This is a genomic window from Bacillus cereus group sp. MYBK227-1 (genome assembly GCF_051916325.1).
Classification (GTDB): Bacteria; Bacillota; Bacilli; order Bacillales; family Bacillaceae_G; genus Bacillus_A; species Bacillus_A cereus.
Genome location: NZ_JBQAGK010000002.1, coordinates 110,277 through 126,422, shown reverse-complemented (window position 1 = coordinate 126,422; position 16,146 = coordinate 110,277). Strand labels below are relative to the sequence as shown.

The following is a 16,146-nucleotide window of genomic DNA, read 5'->3' as shown; positions in this document are numbered from 1 at the left end:
AACGATAGAGTCATAACAGGTCATATCACGATTCCATCTTTAACACTATAATTATAGCGTTAAAGTTAAAAATATACAATATAAAATTTAAACTACGCATATGTCAGCTTGTAACTATCCATAATAACCCATATAAAGTGAAACTTTAATCAGTGGGGGGTTTTCTTCATCCCCCACTGATTATCAGCCCTCACCAATCGGGATAAAACATAACAAGGAGTAAGCGAACAAATGGGGTCTTTTAATAAATGGATTCGTGGTGAAAAATCTCTTTCTACCCAAGAGCAAGCTGATTACGCATTAAATAAATCTATCTCTTCTTCCCTTTCCCTTAATTTAAAGCACTTGTCCAAACTGTTTAGCGGTATTCCAGAATTAATAACACGCACTTTTCCATTAAAAAACGGACAGGAAGCTGCACTCATATATATGGAAGGACTTGTAGACAAAACTGTTATTAACGTAAACATTCTTCGTCCTCTCTTATTTAAAGAGTGGAATGAAGACGATTTTTGGAAAGCCTCTGTTTCTATCGGAAATATTAAAAAAGTTCAACAGTGGACAGACATTGAACAATCTCTTTTACACGGCAAAAGTATTTTATTTATAAACGGACAACTATCCGCTTTAGAGCTCGATACACAAGCGGCACCAAAAAGGAGTATTGAAGAACCTACAACAGAGAGCTCCATAAAAAGCTCACACGAAGGATTTAATGAAGTAGCGAGCGACAGCCTTGCACTTATTCGTCGATATATTCCAAATCGCGAACTGAAAGTGAAGGAATTCACTGTTGGTGAACGAGCTACTTCAAAGGTTTTTTTGCTTTATCTAGCAGATGTTGCGAACGAAAATGTCGTAAAAGAAATGGCATCCCGTATCGAGTCAGTAAAAGTTGATGCGATTCTTACTACTGGTGAATTAGAGGGGTTTGTTGAAGATAATTCATTTACTCTCTTTCCGCAATTATCAATAACTGAACGCCCCGACACAACAGCACATCATATTCTTGATGGGCGAATTGCCGTTGTTGTAGATCGCTCACCAGGCGTATTAATAGGACCTATGACCTTTTCATCCTTTTTTCAGACGATAGATGATTACAGCTTCAGACCTATGATTCCATCTTTTATACGACTCCTTCGTTTCACTGGGCTATTTATTGCAATATTTGCTCCTGCTCTTTATATTGCTATGATTTCCTTCCATTATGAAGTGATTCCGCTCAAATTGTTGTTAACGATTGGAGAATCTCGAGCCAAAATTCCTTTTCCTCCCATATTAGAAGCTTTATTAATGGAATTAGTTCTCGAAATGCTCCGAGAAGCAGCGATTCGGCTTCCTGGACCTGTTGGGCAAACAATCGGCGTCGTAGGAGGAATTGTAATTGGACAAGCTGCCGTTCAAGCTGGGATTGTTAGTAACGTTATGGTTATCGTCGTATCAATTACTGCGGTTGCCTCCTTCATTATTCCTAACTTAGAAATGTCAGCAGGAATTCGGCTTCTTCGATTCCCAATGATGATAGCCGCCTCTTTATTTGGCGTCATTGGAATTATGGTTGGGATGGCGATCATTATTATTCATATACTTTCTATGGAATCTCTCGGTGTTCCTTATGGTAGTCCTTTTTCTCCGTTATTTGCTTCGGATTTAAAAGATACCCTTGTACGTTTCCCATGGAAAATTATGAAGAAACGGCCACTATCTCTACAATTAAAACAAGATAACCGGCAAAGAGATGTTGAGGAAAAGGAGGATAATAAGTGACAAAACGTGCAAAGAGGGAGATTAGTTTATTTCAATACATTTTAACGATTAGTGGTGTTCAAGTAGGATTCGGTGTCCTTACACTTCCGCGTGAAGTTGCACAAGGGGCAAATACAGATGGCTGGATGTCTATTATTATTGGATGTGCTCTCACTACTTTAGTCAGTTTATGTATTGTGAAAATTATGGAAAATCATCCTGGATATACTTTACTCGATGTGCTAACTCGTTATCTTGGGAAGTGGCTAGGAAGAGTAGGAATGATTTTTTGGATTTTATATGCTGTCCTTGCAGCTATTTCCTTAATTTTTTCCCTCTTATACGTTATTCACATTTGGATTTTACCTAGAACTCCAATGTTTTTAATTATGATTTTACTATCTATTCCAATGTTAATGCTAGCATGTAAAGGCGTTCTTATTATAAGTCGCTATGCTGTTTTCACTGTATTTTTCACACTATGGATGCCTTTTCTATTGTTTATTCCGCTTAAAGATGGGCATTGGATTTATCTTCTTCCTCTTCTTAAAGAAGGCTGGATACCAGTTTTAAACACAGTAAAATCAACTATCATTGCGTTTCTCGGATTTGAGTTTGCATTTGTCCTTTATCCTTATCTCAGTAATAAATCATCTGCAAAAAAAGGAATTGTTCTTGCGAATTTGATTACGCTATTTATTTATCTTCAAGTCACCTTTGTCTCTTTTGTTTATTTTAGTCCAGATGGTATAACAAAGTTTTTATGGCCGACTCTTTCTCTTGTTACACCGTTTCACTTCTCATTTCTTGAGCGATTTGAAATTATCTTTTTGTCATTTTATCTCTTTATTATTTTTGATTCCTGTATTCCTTATATTTTCACTGCTTCAGATGGAATTAATCAATTTCTTAACAAAAAAGGCAGTTCATTACCTATTTATGTTTTATTATTCGGGTGTATTTTCATCTTATTCTTTTATATCCCTTCTTCTTATCAGATAAGTGCGTTGCGGGAATTTTGGGGAACTGCTAGTTATTTTATCGTTTTTCTATTCCCAGTCGTATTTCTCTTATACATGACACTTTATCAGCATTGGAAAAGGAGAAGAGTTTAAATGAGGCGCTTTATTCATTTCACTATACTTTACTTTCTCATAACCTTTTTAACAGGCTGTGGAGATCGACTCGACTTAGAAAAACAATCGATTTCATTAATTTACGGCTTTGACGCAAAAGCAAAAGGAAAATTAATTGTGTACCACGTGAATCCTATTTTTAATGAAGACGTAGAAAAAAAGTACGAAACACATGAAGCGAAAGTACGTACACCTCGAGAAGCAAAAGCAACGTTTAATAGCTCAAGTGGCGGTTTAGTATCTACAGAAAAGTTACAGCTCATTTTATTTAGCACAAATTTTTTAAAACAAGAAGGGGCTATGCCTTACCTTGATGTTTGGTATCGTGATCCTAAAAACACTGGAAACATGCGCATGGTTGCAGTAGACGGTCCAATTTCTTCAGTTATATATAATAACTTTAAAGATAAGCCTGCCCTTCCCGAGTATTTAACAGATTTAATTAATACGAACAAACTGTACAATCGGACCGTTTTTACGACATTCCATGAATTTCACAGGCAAACGTTTAATAAAGGTATAACACCTGCTATTTCAGAAATAAAAAAAGGTAAAAAGGATGTTATCGTTACTGGTTCCGCGCTATTAACTTCTCGCGGAATTTATAAAATGTCATTAAATCGTTATGAAAGCGCCCTTCTTCTTTTGTTACAAAAGAAAGCGAATACACCGGTTTCGCTTACATTGAAAATCCCTTCTACTTCAGTTGAAAGTAATAGTGATTTAAAAGATACCGATGGCGGCGATTTCGTAACAATAAATGTTCTTAGCATGAATCGTGATATCCATACAGATTATAGCGATAACCACTTCAAATTTCATGTTAAAATGGATTTAAAAATTGCTGTCTCTGAACTTACATTCAATATGGATATAGACAAAGATAGAAAGAAATTAACTTCTCTTATTACAAAACAACTAAACAAAGATTTGAACGATTTAATCCACAACATTCAAAAACAGCAACTTGATCCATTCGGATTTGGTGATTATGCGAGAGCGTTTCAATATAAAGAATGGAAACAAGTTGAAGATGATTGGCCGAGTGCCTTTTCAAAAGCTAATGTGAAAGTGGCACCAACTATTAAAATTTTAGAAAATGGGATTATTAAATAGAAAAAACACGCTACTTGTTCTTATATGAATAAGTAGCGTGTTTTCATTTCCATTACAAGTATTATTTCAATGGACTATACTTTATTTCTATTTCTAACATTACTATGTTTTTTAGCATATACAAAATATATGAAAACACCTACTATAATCCATGCAACAAAACTAATTAAAGTAAGCTTAGAAAGGTTCAAAGCTAAATATATACAACTTACTATCGAAACGATAGGTAAAAAAGGTACTAGAGGAGCACGGAATGGCCTCTTCATATTAGGATGTGTCTTTCTTAATACAATGACAGCTATAGATACAAACACAAACGCTGTTATCGTTCCCATATTCACTAAATTAGCTAATAAATTCAAATCCACTAATCCCGCTAATAAAGCTGCTAGTATACCTGTAACCCATGTATTAAAAAATGGAGTTTGTAAACGTTTATGAACACTTGAAAGTCTTTTTGGTAACAATCCATCTCGACTCATCGAGTAAGATACACGAACAAATGCAAACATAGCTACTAACAGAACTGTTGTTAGCCCTGCTATCGCTCCGACCGATAACAACCCAGCAATTCTATCTTCTCCTACAGTGCGCAACGCATATGCAACCGGATCAGCAACATTTAATTCCGTAAACGGAACCATTCCAGTTAACACGAATGAAACACCTACATATAGAACCGTACAAATGAACAAGGAAACAAGTAGCCCAATTGGCACGTTACGTTGTGGACGCTTCACTTCTTCTGCGGCTGTTGCAACTGCATCAAATCCTAAAAAAGCAAAAAATACAGTAGCAGCGCCTCCTACCACACCGTGAAAACCAAACGGTAGAAATGGTTGCCAATTCTCTGGTCTTACATATTGTGTCCCTACAACAATAAATCCTACAATAACAGCCAGTTTAATAATAACCATTATATTATTTATTCGTGCACTTTCTTTTGCACCACGGCTTAATAAAAATGTAACAACTAAAATAATAAGAACTGCTGGTAAATCAATGATTCCACCCTTCCCCATTCCTGGTGCCGAAGCAAAAATCGTAGGAATGTGAATATTAAAACCTAGTAGCAATGACTGAAAATATGCTGACCAGCCTGCTGCAACCGCAGAAGTCGCTAATAAATACTCCAGCATAACACACCAGCCAACTATAAATGCAAAAATCTCACCTAGTGTCATATATGTATATGAATATACACTTCCCGAAACTGGAACTGTAGATGCAAATTCAGCATAACAGAAAGCTACACATGCACATATAATTGCCGCTAATACAAAAGATAATACAATCGCTGGACCAGCATGTTTCGCTGCTACAATACCAGTTAATACGAAAATACCTGTACCAATAATTGCTCCAATTCCTAAAAGAGTTAGATCAATCGCTCCTAAAGTTTGATTCAATACTTTTTTCTTTTCTTCATCCATTGCTTTCTTTATGAAAAGACTCATTCTTTGAAACCTCTTTTTCAAGTTTATCTCTTACTTGTTACATTCTTTATTACTGTTCTATTTTAAAAATAAAAATATACATAGTTCACTTCCCCTATAGACTTAGTAACCCACCTAAAAAAACAGAAAAATCAATCTCCTTATGACATATTGAATTTTCAAAATATTAATGGTACAAAAAAACCATTAAGAATGCTGATTGAATTTATCATACAATTAATTATATTGTCAATAATAAATCAATCAAAAATAATCGGTTGATTATGTATCAAATGTTATTTTTATACATAATTATTTTCTCAAAAACATTGTTGTTTTCCACCTTAATATTCATACACATTTTATTACATTGATTTTCATACAATTTTCATTGCATACAATGCAATGAAAATCATAATAACCTCAAATGAATTATTATTTAAAAATAATAATTCATTTGAGGTTATTTTACCATTTTAATACTAACAAAAAAGTGCAGATTTTCATCTGCACTTTTTTTATTCTTCCGCTTCAGCTTCTGCACTACTAGTTTCAAGATGCTCCTTCTGAGCTTCCTCTTGCAGCTCCGCTGAAATCATCCCATAATAAAGTTCCGGATATAACCCAAATATTTGATATACACTTCCTAAAAACGGCATCAGAATCCCTCTTTTCTAAAGTTGTCTTGCCACTTTTAAGGATTCCCTTTTCATTCATTATACATTCGTTTTTGACATTTCTTCTTCATCTTGAACACCTAATAAATTTTGCCATTTTTTATACGGAGCGCTATTTGGATCTACATATCCTTTTGCATGCGAGCGATCCCACAATTGTTTAATAAACATTTCTTTCTCTTTCTTTGCCACCATATCGGCACCTGTACCGTAATAGTTCTGGAAATACAACTCGATTTCATCAAGGAATAGTCTTAATAATTCATCTGATGTTTCTTCTAACGTCGGATCATACTTCGCTTCACGGTCATACATTAAAATCATATCTAAAAGATTGTGGACATGTTCTTTTCTAAGCCATCTTACATCTTGGGCTCCTAATACGAACGGATGTGTATATAAATGTCCACCTTGTATCATCGCCTTTTCTTGCTCTTCTTCAAATCGTGACAAGATGTTTTCATAAATAAACGGATTATGAAGCAACGCTCTGTGTAATTTATAACTTTCGCTTGAAATATTTTTCCCCATCGACTGAATTAAAAAGCTACGGCCTACACCGTTATATTGATACACAAACTGTCCATCAACAGCAACTAAACTAATCCAGCGATACATATATGCGTATAGTAATGCACGATTACATTTATCATAATCTAATTTTGTTTGAGTCGCGTTTAAATCTGGCATAAAGGCTGGTAAGTGCCAATACTTATCTAAATGCGGCGTTAAACTAGATTTTTTACTATTTAATTTGTTTACACGGCGATAATACGATTGGAAATAGTCACCTTTATCATTCATAAATCCATTTGAAATATGTCCTGATGATAATTTAGGAAAGTCTTGCAGCGATAAGCCGTAATGCGCTCGATAACAGATCACTTCAAATGGCGAAAAGGCTTCATGTACTGTATCTTTTTCTTTAAACATTTCTTGAATTAATTCCTCTTGCAACTCTTTCTTTAAAGAAGGATGTATACCCCAATATTGTAATTCCCTATGATGAGCAACTTTCGGAACGAATGGACTCGCTAAATGGAACAGGTCTTCAATTTTTTCACGAACGTATTCATCGCGATCACTTTTCTTATAATCTGCTTCTTTTCGCAACGCTTCAATAATATTCAGTTCTAATTTATCACGATAGCGTACTTGCAGTTCGTCATAACAATAGCTCAGTATATGTTCTCGGTAGAAATCCTCTACCTTTTTCGACTGAATCTCTTCTGTTTTCGCATCACGACAATATTCCCCGTACAAACTCATATAAATTTCCGCTGATATATCTTTCGGTAGTACACCTAAATTTAAATGTTGCTGCATATCTTGCCATATCTTTTCTTGCAGCTGTTCCTCAGCTAATACATATACATTCGTCGGGTTTGTTTTCCCTTCAAATTCCTTACTGCGCTTTTGGATTTCAAACAGTAAATTTTCACGTGTTTCATGTAAATTATCAAAAAATCTTTCCCAATATTGAATCATTTTATTAACTGCTTGATATAGCGATTGATATACAAGTTCTAATAGCATTTCTTTTCGATATTCATTTAATTTGTGTACATATTGCGTTACGATGTCTTCAAATTCTCTTTTGAATAAACGTTGCTGATTATTAATCATTTTTCCGAACCAGCCTTGTTGTTGAGCAATTTCTACTCGGCGTACAGCCGTTACCGTTCCATCAATATTACCCACATTAAATTTTTTATCGTAATTTTGAATTACATTACGCTTTTGTTCATTATTTTCATGTAGTCGATTCATTTTTTCTACTAACTGCTTTCGAATTTCATATAACATAAAACGTGCTGCTACTGGGTGAACGGGATCTGTTTTCTTTAAAAACCATGTATTTAATTGATAGGACTGCCCTTCAGAACCACTTGGTGAAAAGCGGTCTGATTCAATCATGTCATATAAAAGTGTCGTTACATGTTCATGTACCCGGCTCGGAATCGCATACGCATATAAACGAACCGCATGATCCACTCTTGCCACTTCACCCTTCATTTGTTCCATCATTTTCAGTTTCGTAGCTGAAATTTTACACTCATGTTGCAGACGATTTAATTCCTCATCTTTTTGCACCGTTCGTTGTACATAACTTTCTACAGCTTCTAAAAACAGTTTTGATTTCGCAACTCCGAGCTTACCACCCTCTGCTCCTTCACGTGTTTCATTGTACATTTGTCTATAGAAAATATGAGCTTGCTCTGGACGGGTAGCAAGATGCTCCAAGTCCTCTAAATAACTTTTACCTCTCTCCGGCTTTTCACGTTGCATCCCACGTTTTACATCTTGATCGTATCTTTGCTTCTTCTCTTGAAACAGTTGATCTAAATGAAGCCACGATTCATCTAAACCTTGCACAGCCCATTTTAAAGCACAATATTTTAACACATGTTCATATGGATAAATGAGTTTTGCTGTTCCTGCCCCGCAATATCGTCCTTTTCCGCTTGATTCTGCTAATTGCTGAATTTGATTGTCTTCCTGTGCAAAATGACTTGTGGACATCGGGCTAAATAACTGTAAATAAATTGTATTTGCCATCTGTTCCATATAGTCTGATAAATTGTGTAAATGGTGTCCATGTAGGTTTTCGTAATCGTATAAGAAACAATAATTGTACGGTAAATGATGTTGTTTAATTGTATGATTCGTTCTTCCGTCTTCATCTACTTGATCAGGGCGATACTCTAATTCAATTGTTACACCGCCGCGTTTTGATAATTCTCCAGTAGACCCGAGCGTAATAGCATGTAATTCTTTTAACGATGCATAGCCATTTGCTTGCACCGTTTCAAATTCTTTCGCGCTAACCGTTCTCGTCTTTACTAAAACATCCGGCATTAAAAACGCACCGCGTATTAAAATGTTATGATGCTGTAATTTCTTCCGAAGCATTTCACGTAAATATAAAGCAATTTGCAGAAACATCCCTGAACCTGTTCCGCCTGCTAGTGATGTTACTATAATGACACGCACACCATATTCCGTTTGATCACTTGTAACCGGAAAAATTTTCTCGATTTCTTGCCAAAAAGACGTCAATTTATCTTCTTTCATCGCAGCACGTAACGCTAAACGTGAAATGACGCGTAACTGTCCTGCTCCTTCTGTTAATGGTTTATCAAGTATAGTCGGATCCATCGGAAACCACTCTGGGATCGTTGGATCTCCCGCAATATACTCCCTAGGCGTTTTACTAGAACTTGTTTGTGTCTTAAACTTTCGAATATGATCGAATTTACTTAATGTATTCACATCTGTATCAAATACGTGCATTGCTACCTTTTTCCGGCGCTCTTCAGGCAGTTTTTCATATATTTGATGCGTCACAGTACTACCGATTCCACCTAAACCAATTAATATTGTTGGAACTTGTAATGTCATGTGAACCACCTTCCTATTCTTGCTTGTTGGAAAAAAGGGAAAGAGGATTAATACTCCATCCCCTTCTTATCCCTACCTACTATTCACATTCGTACTTGTAAATCTCTTTACCATATCCCCTATCAATTAGTAAAAGTTCATTTGGATATAGTGTCTTATGTTCCATTCCTACTTCATCCTCTGCTATAAACATTCCATCAATAATCATTCCAACTACTTGTGATTCTTTCGCTACAAAGACAGATTTCGAACCTTTCTTCGCTATAAACGTAACGGATTGCACGGTTTTTCTTTCTGCTCTAAATGGGATACCAAAATAATGGTTCCACCATTTATTTCGAAGTAATTCTGGTTCAGATTGATATAGCCAATCTTTCGCTACCTCTTGATCCCATTCATAATACAGTAGTGCTTTCCGGTGAAATCTTGGCCGAACAATCCATCCTAAAACAATGATTCCTACTACTAGCAGTAATAAAGTGATAGGAATGACAAACTTAAAAATAAGCGCATATTTTTCATAAAACGGAGCATCTTGAATATGGAATGTTATGTTTTTCTTTACTTCTTGTAACTTTGAATCCTGCATTACGATGGTAGCTTCTACGGTGCCGGTATCTGTAAAATTAAATGTGTCGGAGTAATAGGGACGAGGATAAACATAGATTTGATTTCCATGTTGCTTTATTTCATAATTGATTGATTGTTTAGATGTGACACCAGTAGATTTTAATAGTTTTTTTACAGCTTCTTCTGTCATTAACTTACCATCTAACTGTGGTTGTAAAACAAATGGTTTACTATTCTCTAAATTTGTCACTTTTTCTTCATAATCTTTTGTAACAGTTTGAAGTGATAATTTCGGTTTCTCAGCTGTTTCAATTTTAAATTCTTTCGTCTGTCTATAAAACCCCTTTATATTCATATGAACTTTCCCGCGTACTAATCCTTTACCAAGCTTCGTTTCGTAATAAAACACATGCCTTTTATCGTTCCACTTCATTGCATATTGTTTTCCATCTATTTCTACTTCTGCCTGAAAGTAAGAAGACTGAACTGGCAACTCCGTAGGCTTTGCTTCAATAACAGCAGTAACACCTTCGTACATTTTCTCTACATTTTTTTGACTACTATCATCTTTGTCATAAGTAGAAACCGTATAATTAAGCGCTGGTTCAACTAATACTTGTAGTCCTTCTTTCTCAATGTCCTGATCCACTTCTATCGTATAAGTTCCTGGTTTAATAACTTCCTCATTTTCCGTACTTATATGAACTATATTTCCGAACAATTTTGCTTCTCCTGGTGCATGTATGGAAAAAGAAGATTGTAATTGTAATGGTTTAGAAATTTGTGTGACCTGATAATCGGGCAGAGAAGGCGATTGTCGTACAAGCGTCATACGCTTTAACGGAAATGGTGTTGTAATTTCTACTCTTTTCCCCACTACTTTCGTTTTTACAATCGATTCAACAGAGGAGAATGGATCACGATTTGCAACTAATGCTGCCACTTGATTTACACTTTTTACAATGCCATCTTCTCCGCTTGACGGCATCGTAACACCATTTATCTCTTTCTTCCATATTTCCTTGAACGTATTTAGTTGTTCTTTTTCTTGTTGTCCTAAATCTTCTTCCATCGTAATTAAGACTGGATGTAACGATATCTTTTTTGTATCCATTTCTTTCTTAAACTGGGCTAATTTCTGCAAAATTTGTTCTTTTCCGCCAACCTTATCTTTCTCTAAATCATTAAATGCCCCGTCAGTTAATACAATAAGCCAAAATTCACGTTTTCCATCTATATCTGCTTCCTTTTTTATAGATTGCATCGCCGTTTTTACCGCGCTAAATGGAGTATTTAAATACGTTTTCCATGCTCCAATTCCCTCAATTTCTGTTTGCCTTTTATCCTTCGTTAACGAAATGTTTAATGGATCATTCGGCTTACTCATTGGAACGTAAGAAAATTTATCTTTTTCATCCAATAGCGCAACTAAACTTTGCAAAGCATAATTGGCATATTTCCAGCGATCGTTATTTCTCATGCTGCCCGAATCATCATATACAAGTGAAACGACCCTTTCCTTTGCCTCCTCTCCTTTTGCAAAAGTCCAAAAAGGATGTAACCATATAAATAGAAACAACATGAATGTGGCACAAATTCGAATTTTCATGATGAGGCTTCGCCACCTTTGTAGACAAATTCCTATGTTTAAATTTATGAGAGGAAACAAGATATATGACTTGTATTTTAGGACAACTAACCCACCATAACTTTATTATGTAAACAGATCATACACTTGGTAATATTCCTTCTAGCATTCTCTATCCAATTATATAAGTAAAAAAGCCTGTTTAAGCTCCACGCTTAAAACAGACTTTTCCTACTTTTTATTTTAAAAACACATGACAAAAAGTTTGATTTTTAACTTAACACATCACTTCTATTGTAAATCCACCAGGTGCTTCAACGTAAAACGTATACGCATGGGCATGCTTAGGAGGCTCGACCAAAAATCCATCTTCCTTCAATCTTTGATTTATCTTATCTACTTGTTCTTCACTTTCTTGTGGAAATCCTACATGAAATGTTTTTGGATACTGAACTTCTTTTCCTTTCATTAACGTTAGTATAAATCCATCATTATCACGCATAACTGCAAAGGCATTCCCCCTTGTTCCACTACAAGTTAAGCCAAAATACTTTTCTAAAAACTCTCTTGCAGCTACTACATCTGCAACTGTTAAATTAAGATGTTTAATTCCCAATTCATCACCTTCTTTCTTAATTTTCTAACATTTTATCATACAATTAAAAAACACGCCTTTCACAGCGTGTTTCCTTGCTTTACATACACTTCAACAATCGGATTCTCTTTATGATCCGCATGCAAGCGTATATTCTCTTCACTTGTATTATAAATACTAGCTAATAACATTATCGTTAACACATTAGGTGTCTTCGCATCACTTCCGTATTTTCTCTCAAGCGCTTCCTTATATTCAAAATCTAAATCCCCCTGCACATATGTATACACTTCAAAACCATCTTCTAAATTGCAAACTACTGTATCAATAATATCTGCCCCTACTTGCTTCTTCATTTCCTCTCGCAACGCTTCAATAAATTCTTCCCACGGTACTTCGTATGTCTGAAACTGATCTGTAGATTTCATGCCTTTTCCTCCTTATATATCCTCTTCTTATATTTCCCCTTTCCTATAACAATTATGATAGATAGGGCATTCGTACAAGCCGCACTTGTCCCCCTTACATATCGTATTACTGTAATGCGGAAGGAGGAAAGAACATGCATAGACAAAAATGTTATGATACATGCCGACGTTACTTCGGAAAAGTTGTTCGGATTGAAGACCGTGATGGCCGTATACATTTAGGGAAAATAATCGATGTGACACAAAGCTCTGTATGGATTGAACCGGTGCAACAGCGCTCATCTTTTGATTCAGGATTCGGCTACTATGACGCTTATGCAAACGGTGGTTGTGACCTTTGTGGAGGCCTTAGCAGGTGTGATAGTTGTGGATTCGGATGCGGTGGTGGATTCAGCAGCTGCGGATGTGGTGGTCGTGGTTGTAGTAGTTGTGGTTGCGGCGGCTGGGGAGGCGGCAGTTGTGGCTGGGGTGTTGAACTCGGATTTGGTTTCATCTTCGGAATTACATTAGCTGCATTATTTTTCATTTAACATAGTAAAGAGTTGGCTACCTTTAGCCAACTCTTTTTCTTTATTTTTCACATATAAAAATACGATGCCCTAAAATGTGTTGGTACATAAGCCGTATATTTTCATGCTGTACCCACGCCTCATATAACTCATTCGGAATATGTGAGGATACATTCCATTCTGGCTCTTCTACATAGCCAGAGATCGTTTCTGCAATCGTGCCACCGCCAGCAATTGTAATTCTTTTAAAATTTGCTTTCTGAAATAATTGTACCCACTCATTCTCCGTTAATAATTCTTTCATACCATATAATTGGGCGATTTTTTCTTCCTCACCCTTATCAATGTGCCTATCAATAATCATTTCAATGACAACAAGCTTACCGTCCTGCTGTAATACACGATAACACTCCGAGATAACCCTTTCTTTGTCTGTAAAAGCGATGATTGATTCTCCAAGTACGAACTCAAATGAGTTATTCAAACACGGTAAATGCTCCACATTTCCTTCAATTAATTGTATAGCTAACCCTTCAAACAACCATCTATCTTTTGCCTTTTGAATCATAATTTCATTCTTTTCAACCGTTGTTACTTTATAACCAAATTCCCTTGTCATATATGCCGCTGTTTTCCCCGTACCGCAACCTATCTCAAGGACATTCGCTCCATATTTAAAAGGCAGTTGTGCTAACAATTGTTTTGTTAACGTAAAGCCACCAGGATGAGCGCTTCCTATTCCGTAATAAGCTAGGAAATCGATGTATGTGTTTCGCTTCATGGGATTCTCCCTTTTTTATTTTATATATTCGAGCAAGGAAGAAAAGTGCATAGAAAAAAGGGCGTATTGTACGCCCCTCATCTTACTTATCCTCTGTAATATATGCCCATTTATAGCTGTAGTCTCCACCAACTGGATGGTGAACAATACCTTTTACTTTAGGTCTTTGAACGATAGCATCACCACGTTGATATAATGGTGCAATTGCTGCATCTTCCAATAACATTTTCTCCGCTTTCAGTAAGCTATCCCAACGCTCTTTCGTTTTCGTTAATAGCTCACCTTTACCTTTTTGTACAATCTCATCATATTTAGGATTTGAATATCCTGTTTGGTTATGAGGGCCATTTGTAACAAACATATCAATGAATGTCATTGGATCTAAGTAGTCAGGCCCCCAACCAGCGTAAGATAAATCATAATCTAGATCTGATTCTAATTTTAACTTTTGTTTAAATGGCTGGTTTTTCAAATTCACCGTTAAACCTGGTAGGTTTTTCTCAAGTTCTCCTTTTAAGAATTCTCCTACTTTTTTCGCACCATCACCATCATAGTTTAATAGTTCTACTGTAATTGCATCTTTTCCAAGCTCTTTTTTCGCTTTTTCCCAATGCTCTTTTGCTTTTTTCACATCTGTTTTTAAAATATCTCCATTTTCTTTACGGAAGTCTTTTCCATCTGGGCTCTTAGCAAATTCTTTTGGCACTAAATAATCTGCAGGTGTAGAACCATCATTTAAAATTACATTCGTTAAGCCTTTTTTATCGTACGCTTGTGCAATCGCTAAACGTAGATCTTTGCTCTTTAACACTGTATCTTGCCCACCACGTTTTTGGTTTAAGCGTAAGAAATATGTTGACGGTGTTTTTTGTGTAAAGAAGTCGGGGTTTGATTTATATTTGTCAACAAATTCAGATGTAAGTCCTGAACGATCGATTTGTCCACTTTCATATAAGTTAACACGTGTACCGCTATCTTTTACTACGTCAAAGTTGATTTCATCTAACTTAACTGTTTTATTATCCCAATATTGTGCATTTTTCTTTAACTTCCAACCTTCTTCATGTTTCCAGTCTGTTAATGTAAACGGTCCGTTGTATAACGTCGTATCTGATTCTAAACCGTACTTTTCTCCTTTTTCTTTTACAAATTTCTCGTTTAATGGATAAAATGTTCCAAATGAAGTTAATTCTACAAAGTAAGGAACTGGATTTTCTAATTCTACTTCTAACGTATAGTCATCTACAGCTTTTACTCCTAACGTATCTAGTTCAGCTTTTCCTTCATTAATCGCTTGTGCATTTTTCAAATCAAACATAATGTATGCATATTCTGCTGCTGTATTTTTATCTACCGCACGTTTCCAAGCAAACACGAAATCCTTCGCTGTTACAGGCTCTCCATTTGACCATTTTGCATTTTTATTTAATGTAAATGTGTATTTTTTACCATCATCACTCTTTTTATATGATTCAGCAACTCCTGGTGTTGCTTTATTATCTTTATCAAGTCGATATAAACCTTCCATTACGTTATTTAAAGCAAGAAACGATACTTGGTCTGTCGCTTTCGAAGAATCCATAGATGGAATTTCTTGGGATTCTGTTAAATTCAATACTTGCTTAGCTGCTAATTTTCCACCTTCTTTTTCACCACTTTTCGGTGTTGTGCTTGCCTTCTCTTTATCTCCTGATCCAGAGCAAGCTGTTAATGCCATACTCATTACTAAAACTGGTGCTACGACGGCTGTCAATTTTTTCATCTTTTTTCTCTTCATTTTTTTGTACCCTCCCCAATTATATGTACGATATTAACATTTAGAAATTCTCTACTAACTTTCGTTATCAGAAAATTCTTATTAATTAATATTCTACTATTTTTTTAGATTTTGTAAAGTATTTTTGTAAATTTTCTAAATATTTATTTTTTTATTATAGTAACTTGTTGTTTTAACTACTATATGAATTATCCCCCGTCTACTATATGTAAACATCCCTCCCCTTATTCCAATCTATTACTACGTTCTATATTTTTCTTATTAGCATGAGGTCTCTTACTATCATTCATCTGTCTTACTACTTACTGACCTCTCTATTTTCCTCCGATAGAACCTTCCTAATTACCTACCCGATTCTCAATAGGCTAACGAGATTTATTCC

Annotated in this window: 12 protein-coding genes; 4 read left to right on the top strand and 8 right to left on the bottom strand. The window is 35.5% G+C overall.

Features of this window, described 5'->3' with window-relative positions:
• Positions 1–231 precede the first annotated feature (231 nt).
• The 3 genes from ACTFRM_RS07780 to gerSC are packed head-to-tail and all read left to right on the top strand — an operon-like array spanning position 232 to position 4,001.
• On the top strand, positions 232–1,770 hold the full coding sequence (locus ACTFRM_RS07780) for a spore germination protein (protein WP_000534526.1): 1,539 nt from the start codon (positions 232–234) through the stop codon (positions 1,768–1,770).
• Positions 1,767–2,864, top strand: coding sequence for an endospore germination permease (locus tag ACTFRM_RS07775; RefSeq protein WP_071739326.1), 1,098 nt, complete (start codon positions 1,767–1,769; stop codon positions 2,862–2,864). Before ACTFRM_RS07780 ends, ACTFRM_RS07775 begins: the two co-directional genes overlap by 4 nt.
• Positions 2,865–4,001, top strand: coding sequence for a spore germination protein GerSC (gerSC, locus tag ACTFRM_RS07770; RefSeq protein ID WP_001252213.1), 1,137 nt, complete (start codon positions 2,865–2,867; stop codon positions 3,999–4,001).
• 74 nt (positions 4,002–4,075) lie between these two features.
• Here the strand turns inward: gerSC and ACTFRM_RS07765 are convergent, their stop codons facing one another.
• From ACTFRM_RS07765 to ACTFRM_RS07740, 6 genes are all read right to left on the bottom strand, one after another.
• Complete coding sequence (locus ACTFRM_RS07765) at positions 4,076–5,458, bottom strand: APC family permease (RefSeq protein ID WP_000051656.1); 1,383 nt, start codon at positions 5,456–5,458, stop codon at positions 4,076–4,078.
• Positions 5,459–5,955: 497 nt separating this feature from the next.
• On the bottom strand, positions 5,956–6,096 hold the full coding sequence (locus tag ACTFRM_RS07760; protein ID WP_001116194.1) for a hypothetical protein: 141 nt from the start codon (positions 6,094–6,096) through the stop codon (positions 5,956–5,958).
• A 57-nt stretch (positions 6,097–6,153) separates the two neighbouring features.
• Positions 6,154–9,516, bottom strand: coding sequence for a tubulin-like doman-containing protein (locus ACTFRM_RS07755; protein ID WP_440043162.1), 3,363 nt, complete (start codon positions 9,514–9,516; stop codon positions 6,154–6,156).
• A 79-nt stretch (positions 9,517–9,595) separates the two neighbouring features.
• Positions 9,596–11,695 carry a vWA domain-containing protein gene (locus ACTFRM_RS07750; RefSeq protein WP_440043161.1) on the bottom strand — a complete coding sequence of 700 codons (2,100 nt, stop codon included), beginning with the start codon at positions 11,693–11,695 and terminating at the stop codon, positions 9,596–9,598.
• Positions 11,696–11,951: 256 nt separating this feature from the next.
• The gene (locus ACTFRM_RS07745; RefSeq protein ID WP_000511515.1) at positions 11,952–12,290 is read right to left on the bottom strand and encodes a VOC family protein; all 339 of its coding nucleotides are present in this window, start codon (positions 12,288–12,290) and stop codon (positions 11,952–11,954) included.
• Between the two features lie 59 nt (positions 12,291–12,349).
• Positions 12,350–12,697, bottom strand: coding sequence for a hypothetical protein (locus ACTFRM_RS07740; protein WP_000842902.1), 348 nt, complete (start codon positions 12,695–12,697; stop codon positions 12,350–12,352).
• A 134-nt stretch (positions 12,698–12,831) separates the two neighbouring features.
• Between ACTFRM_RS07740 and ACTFRM_RS07735 the strand changes: the two genes are divergently transcribed.
• The gene (locus ACTFRM_RS07735) at positions 12,832–13,227 is read left to right on the top strand and encodes a hypothetical protein (protein WP_033695952.1); all 396 of its coding nucleotides are present in this window, start codon (positions 12,832–12,834) and stop codon (positions 13,225–13,227) included.
• A 40-nt stretch (positions 13,228–13,267) separates the two neighbouring features.
• On the opposite strand, the gene ACTFRM_RS07730 is transcribed toward ACTFRM_RS07735, so the two are convergent.
• Positions 13,268–13,987, bottom strand: coding sequence for a class I SAM-dependent methyltransferase (locus tag ACTFRM_RS07730; protein ID WP_000828243.1), 720 nt, complete (start codon positions 13,985–13,987; stop codon positions 13,268–13,270).
• Positions 13,988–14,069: 82 nt separating this feature from the next.
• On the bottom strand, positions 14,070–15,764 hold the full coding sequence (locus tag ACTFRM_RS07725; protein ID WP_440043160.1) for a peptide ABC transporter substrate-binding protein: 1,695 nt from the start codon (positions 15,762–15,764) through the stop codon (positions 14,070–14,072).
• Between the last annotated feature and the right edge of the window lie 382 nt (positions 15,765–16,146).

Coding starts and splice junctions, on each gene's coding strand:
- ACTFRM_RS07730 (WP_000828243.1), bottom strand. CDS start 13,987: ATGAAGCGAAACACATACATCGATTTCCTAGCTTATTACGGAATAGGA.
- ACTFRM_RS07740 (WP_000842902.1), bottom strand. CDS start 12,697: ATGAAATCTACAGATCAGTTTCAGACATACGAAGTACCGTGGGAAGAA.
- ACTFRM_RS07765 (WP_000051656.1), bottom strand. CDS start 5,458: ATGAGTCTTTTCATAAAGAAAGCAATGGATGAAGAAAAGAAAAAAGTA.
- ACTFRM_RS07735 (WP_033695952.1), top strand. CDS start 12,832: ATGCATAGACAAAAATGTTATGATACATGCCGACGTTACTTCGGAAAA.
- ACTFRM_RS07755 (WP_440043162.1), bottom strand. CDS start 9,516: ATGACATTACAAGTTCCAACAATATTAATTGGTTTAGGTGGAATCGGT.
- gerSC (WP_001252213.1), top strand. CDS start 2,865: ATGAGGCGCTTTATTCATTTCACTATACTTTACTTTCTCATAACCTTT.
- ACTFRM_RS07725 (WP_440043160.1), bottom strand. CDS start 15,764: ATGAAGAGAAAAAAGATGAAAAAATTGACAGCCGTCGTAGCACCAGTT.
- ACTFRM_RS07750 (WP_440043161.1), bottom strand. CDS start 11,695: ATGAAAATTCGAATTTGTGCCACATTCATGTTGTTTCTATTTATATGG.
- ACTFRM_RS07760 (WP_001116194.1), bottom strand. CDS start 6,096: ATGCCGTTTTTAGGAAGTGTATATCAAATATTTGGGTTATATCCGGAA.
- ACTFRM_RS07780 (WP_000534526.1), top strand. CDS start 232: ATGGGGTCTTTTAATAAATGGATTCGTGGTGAAAAATCTCTTTCTACC.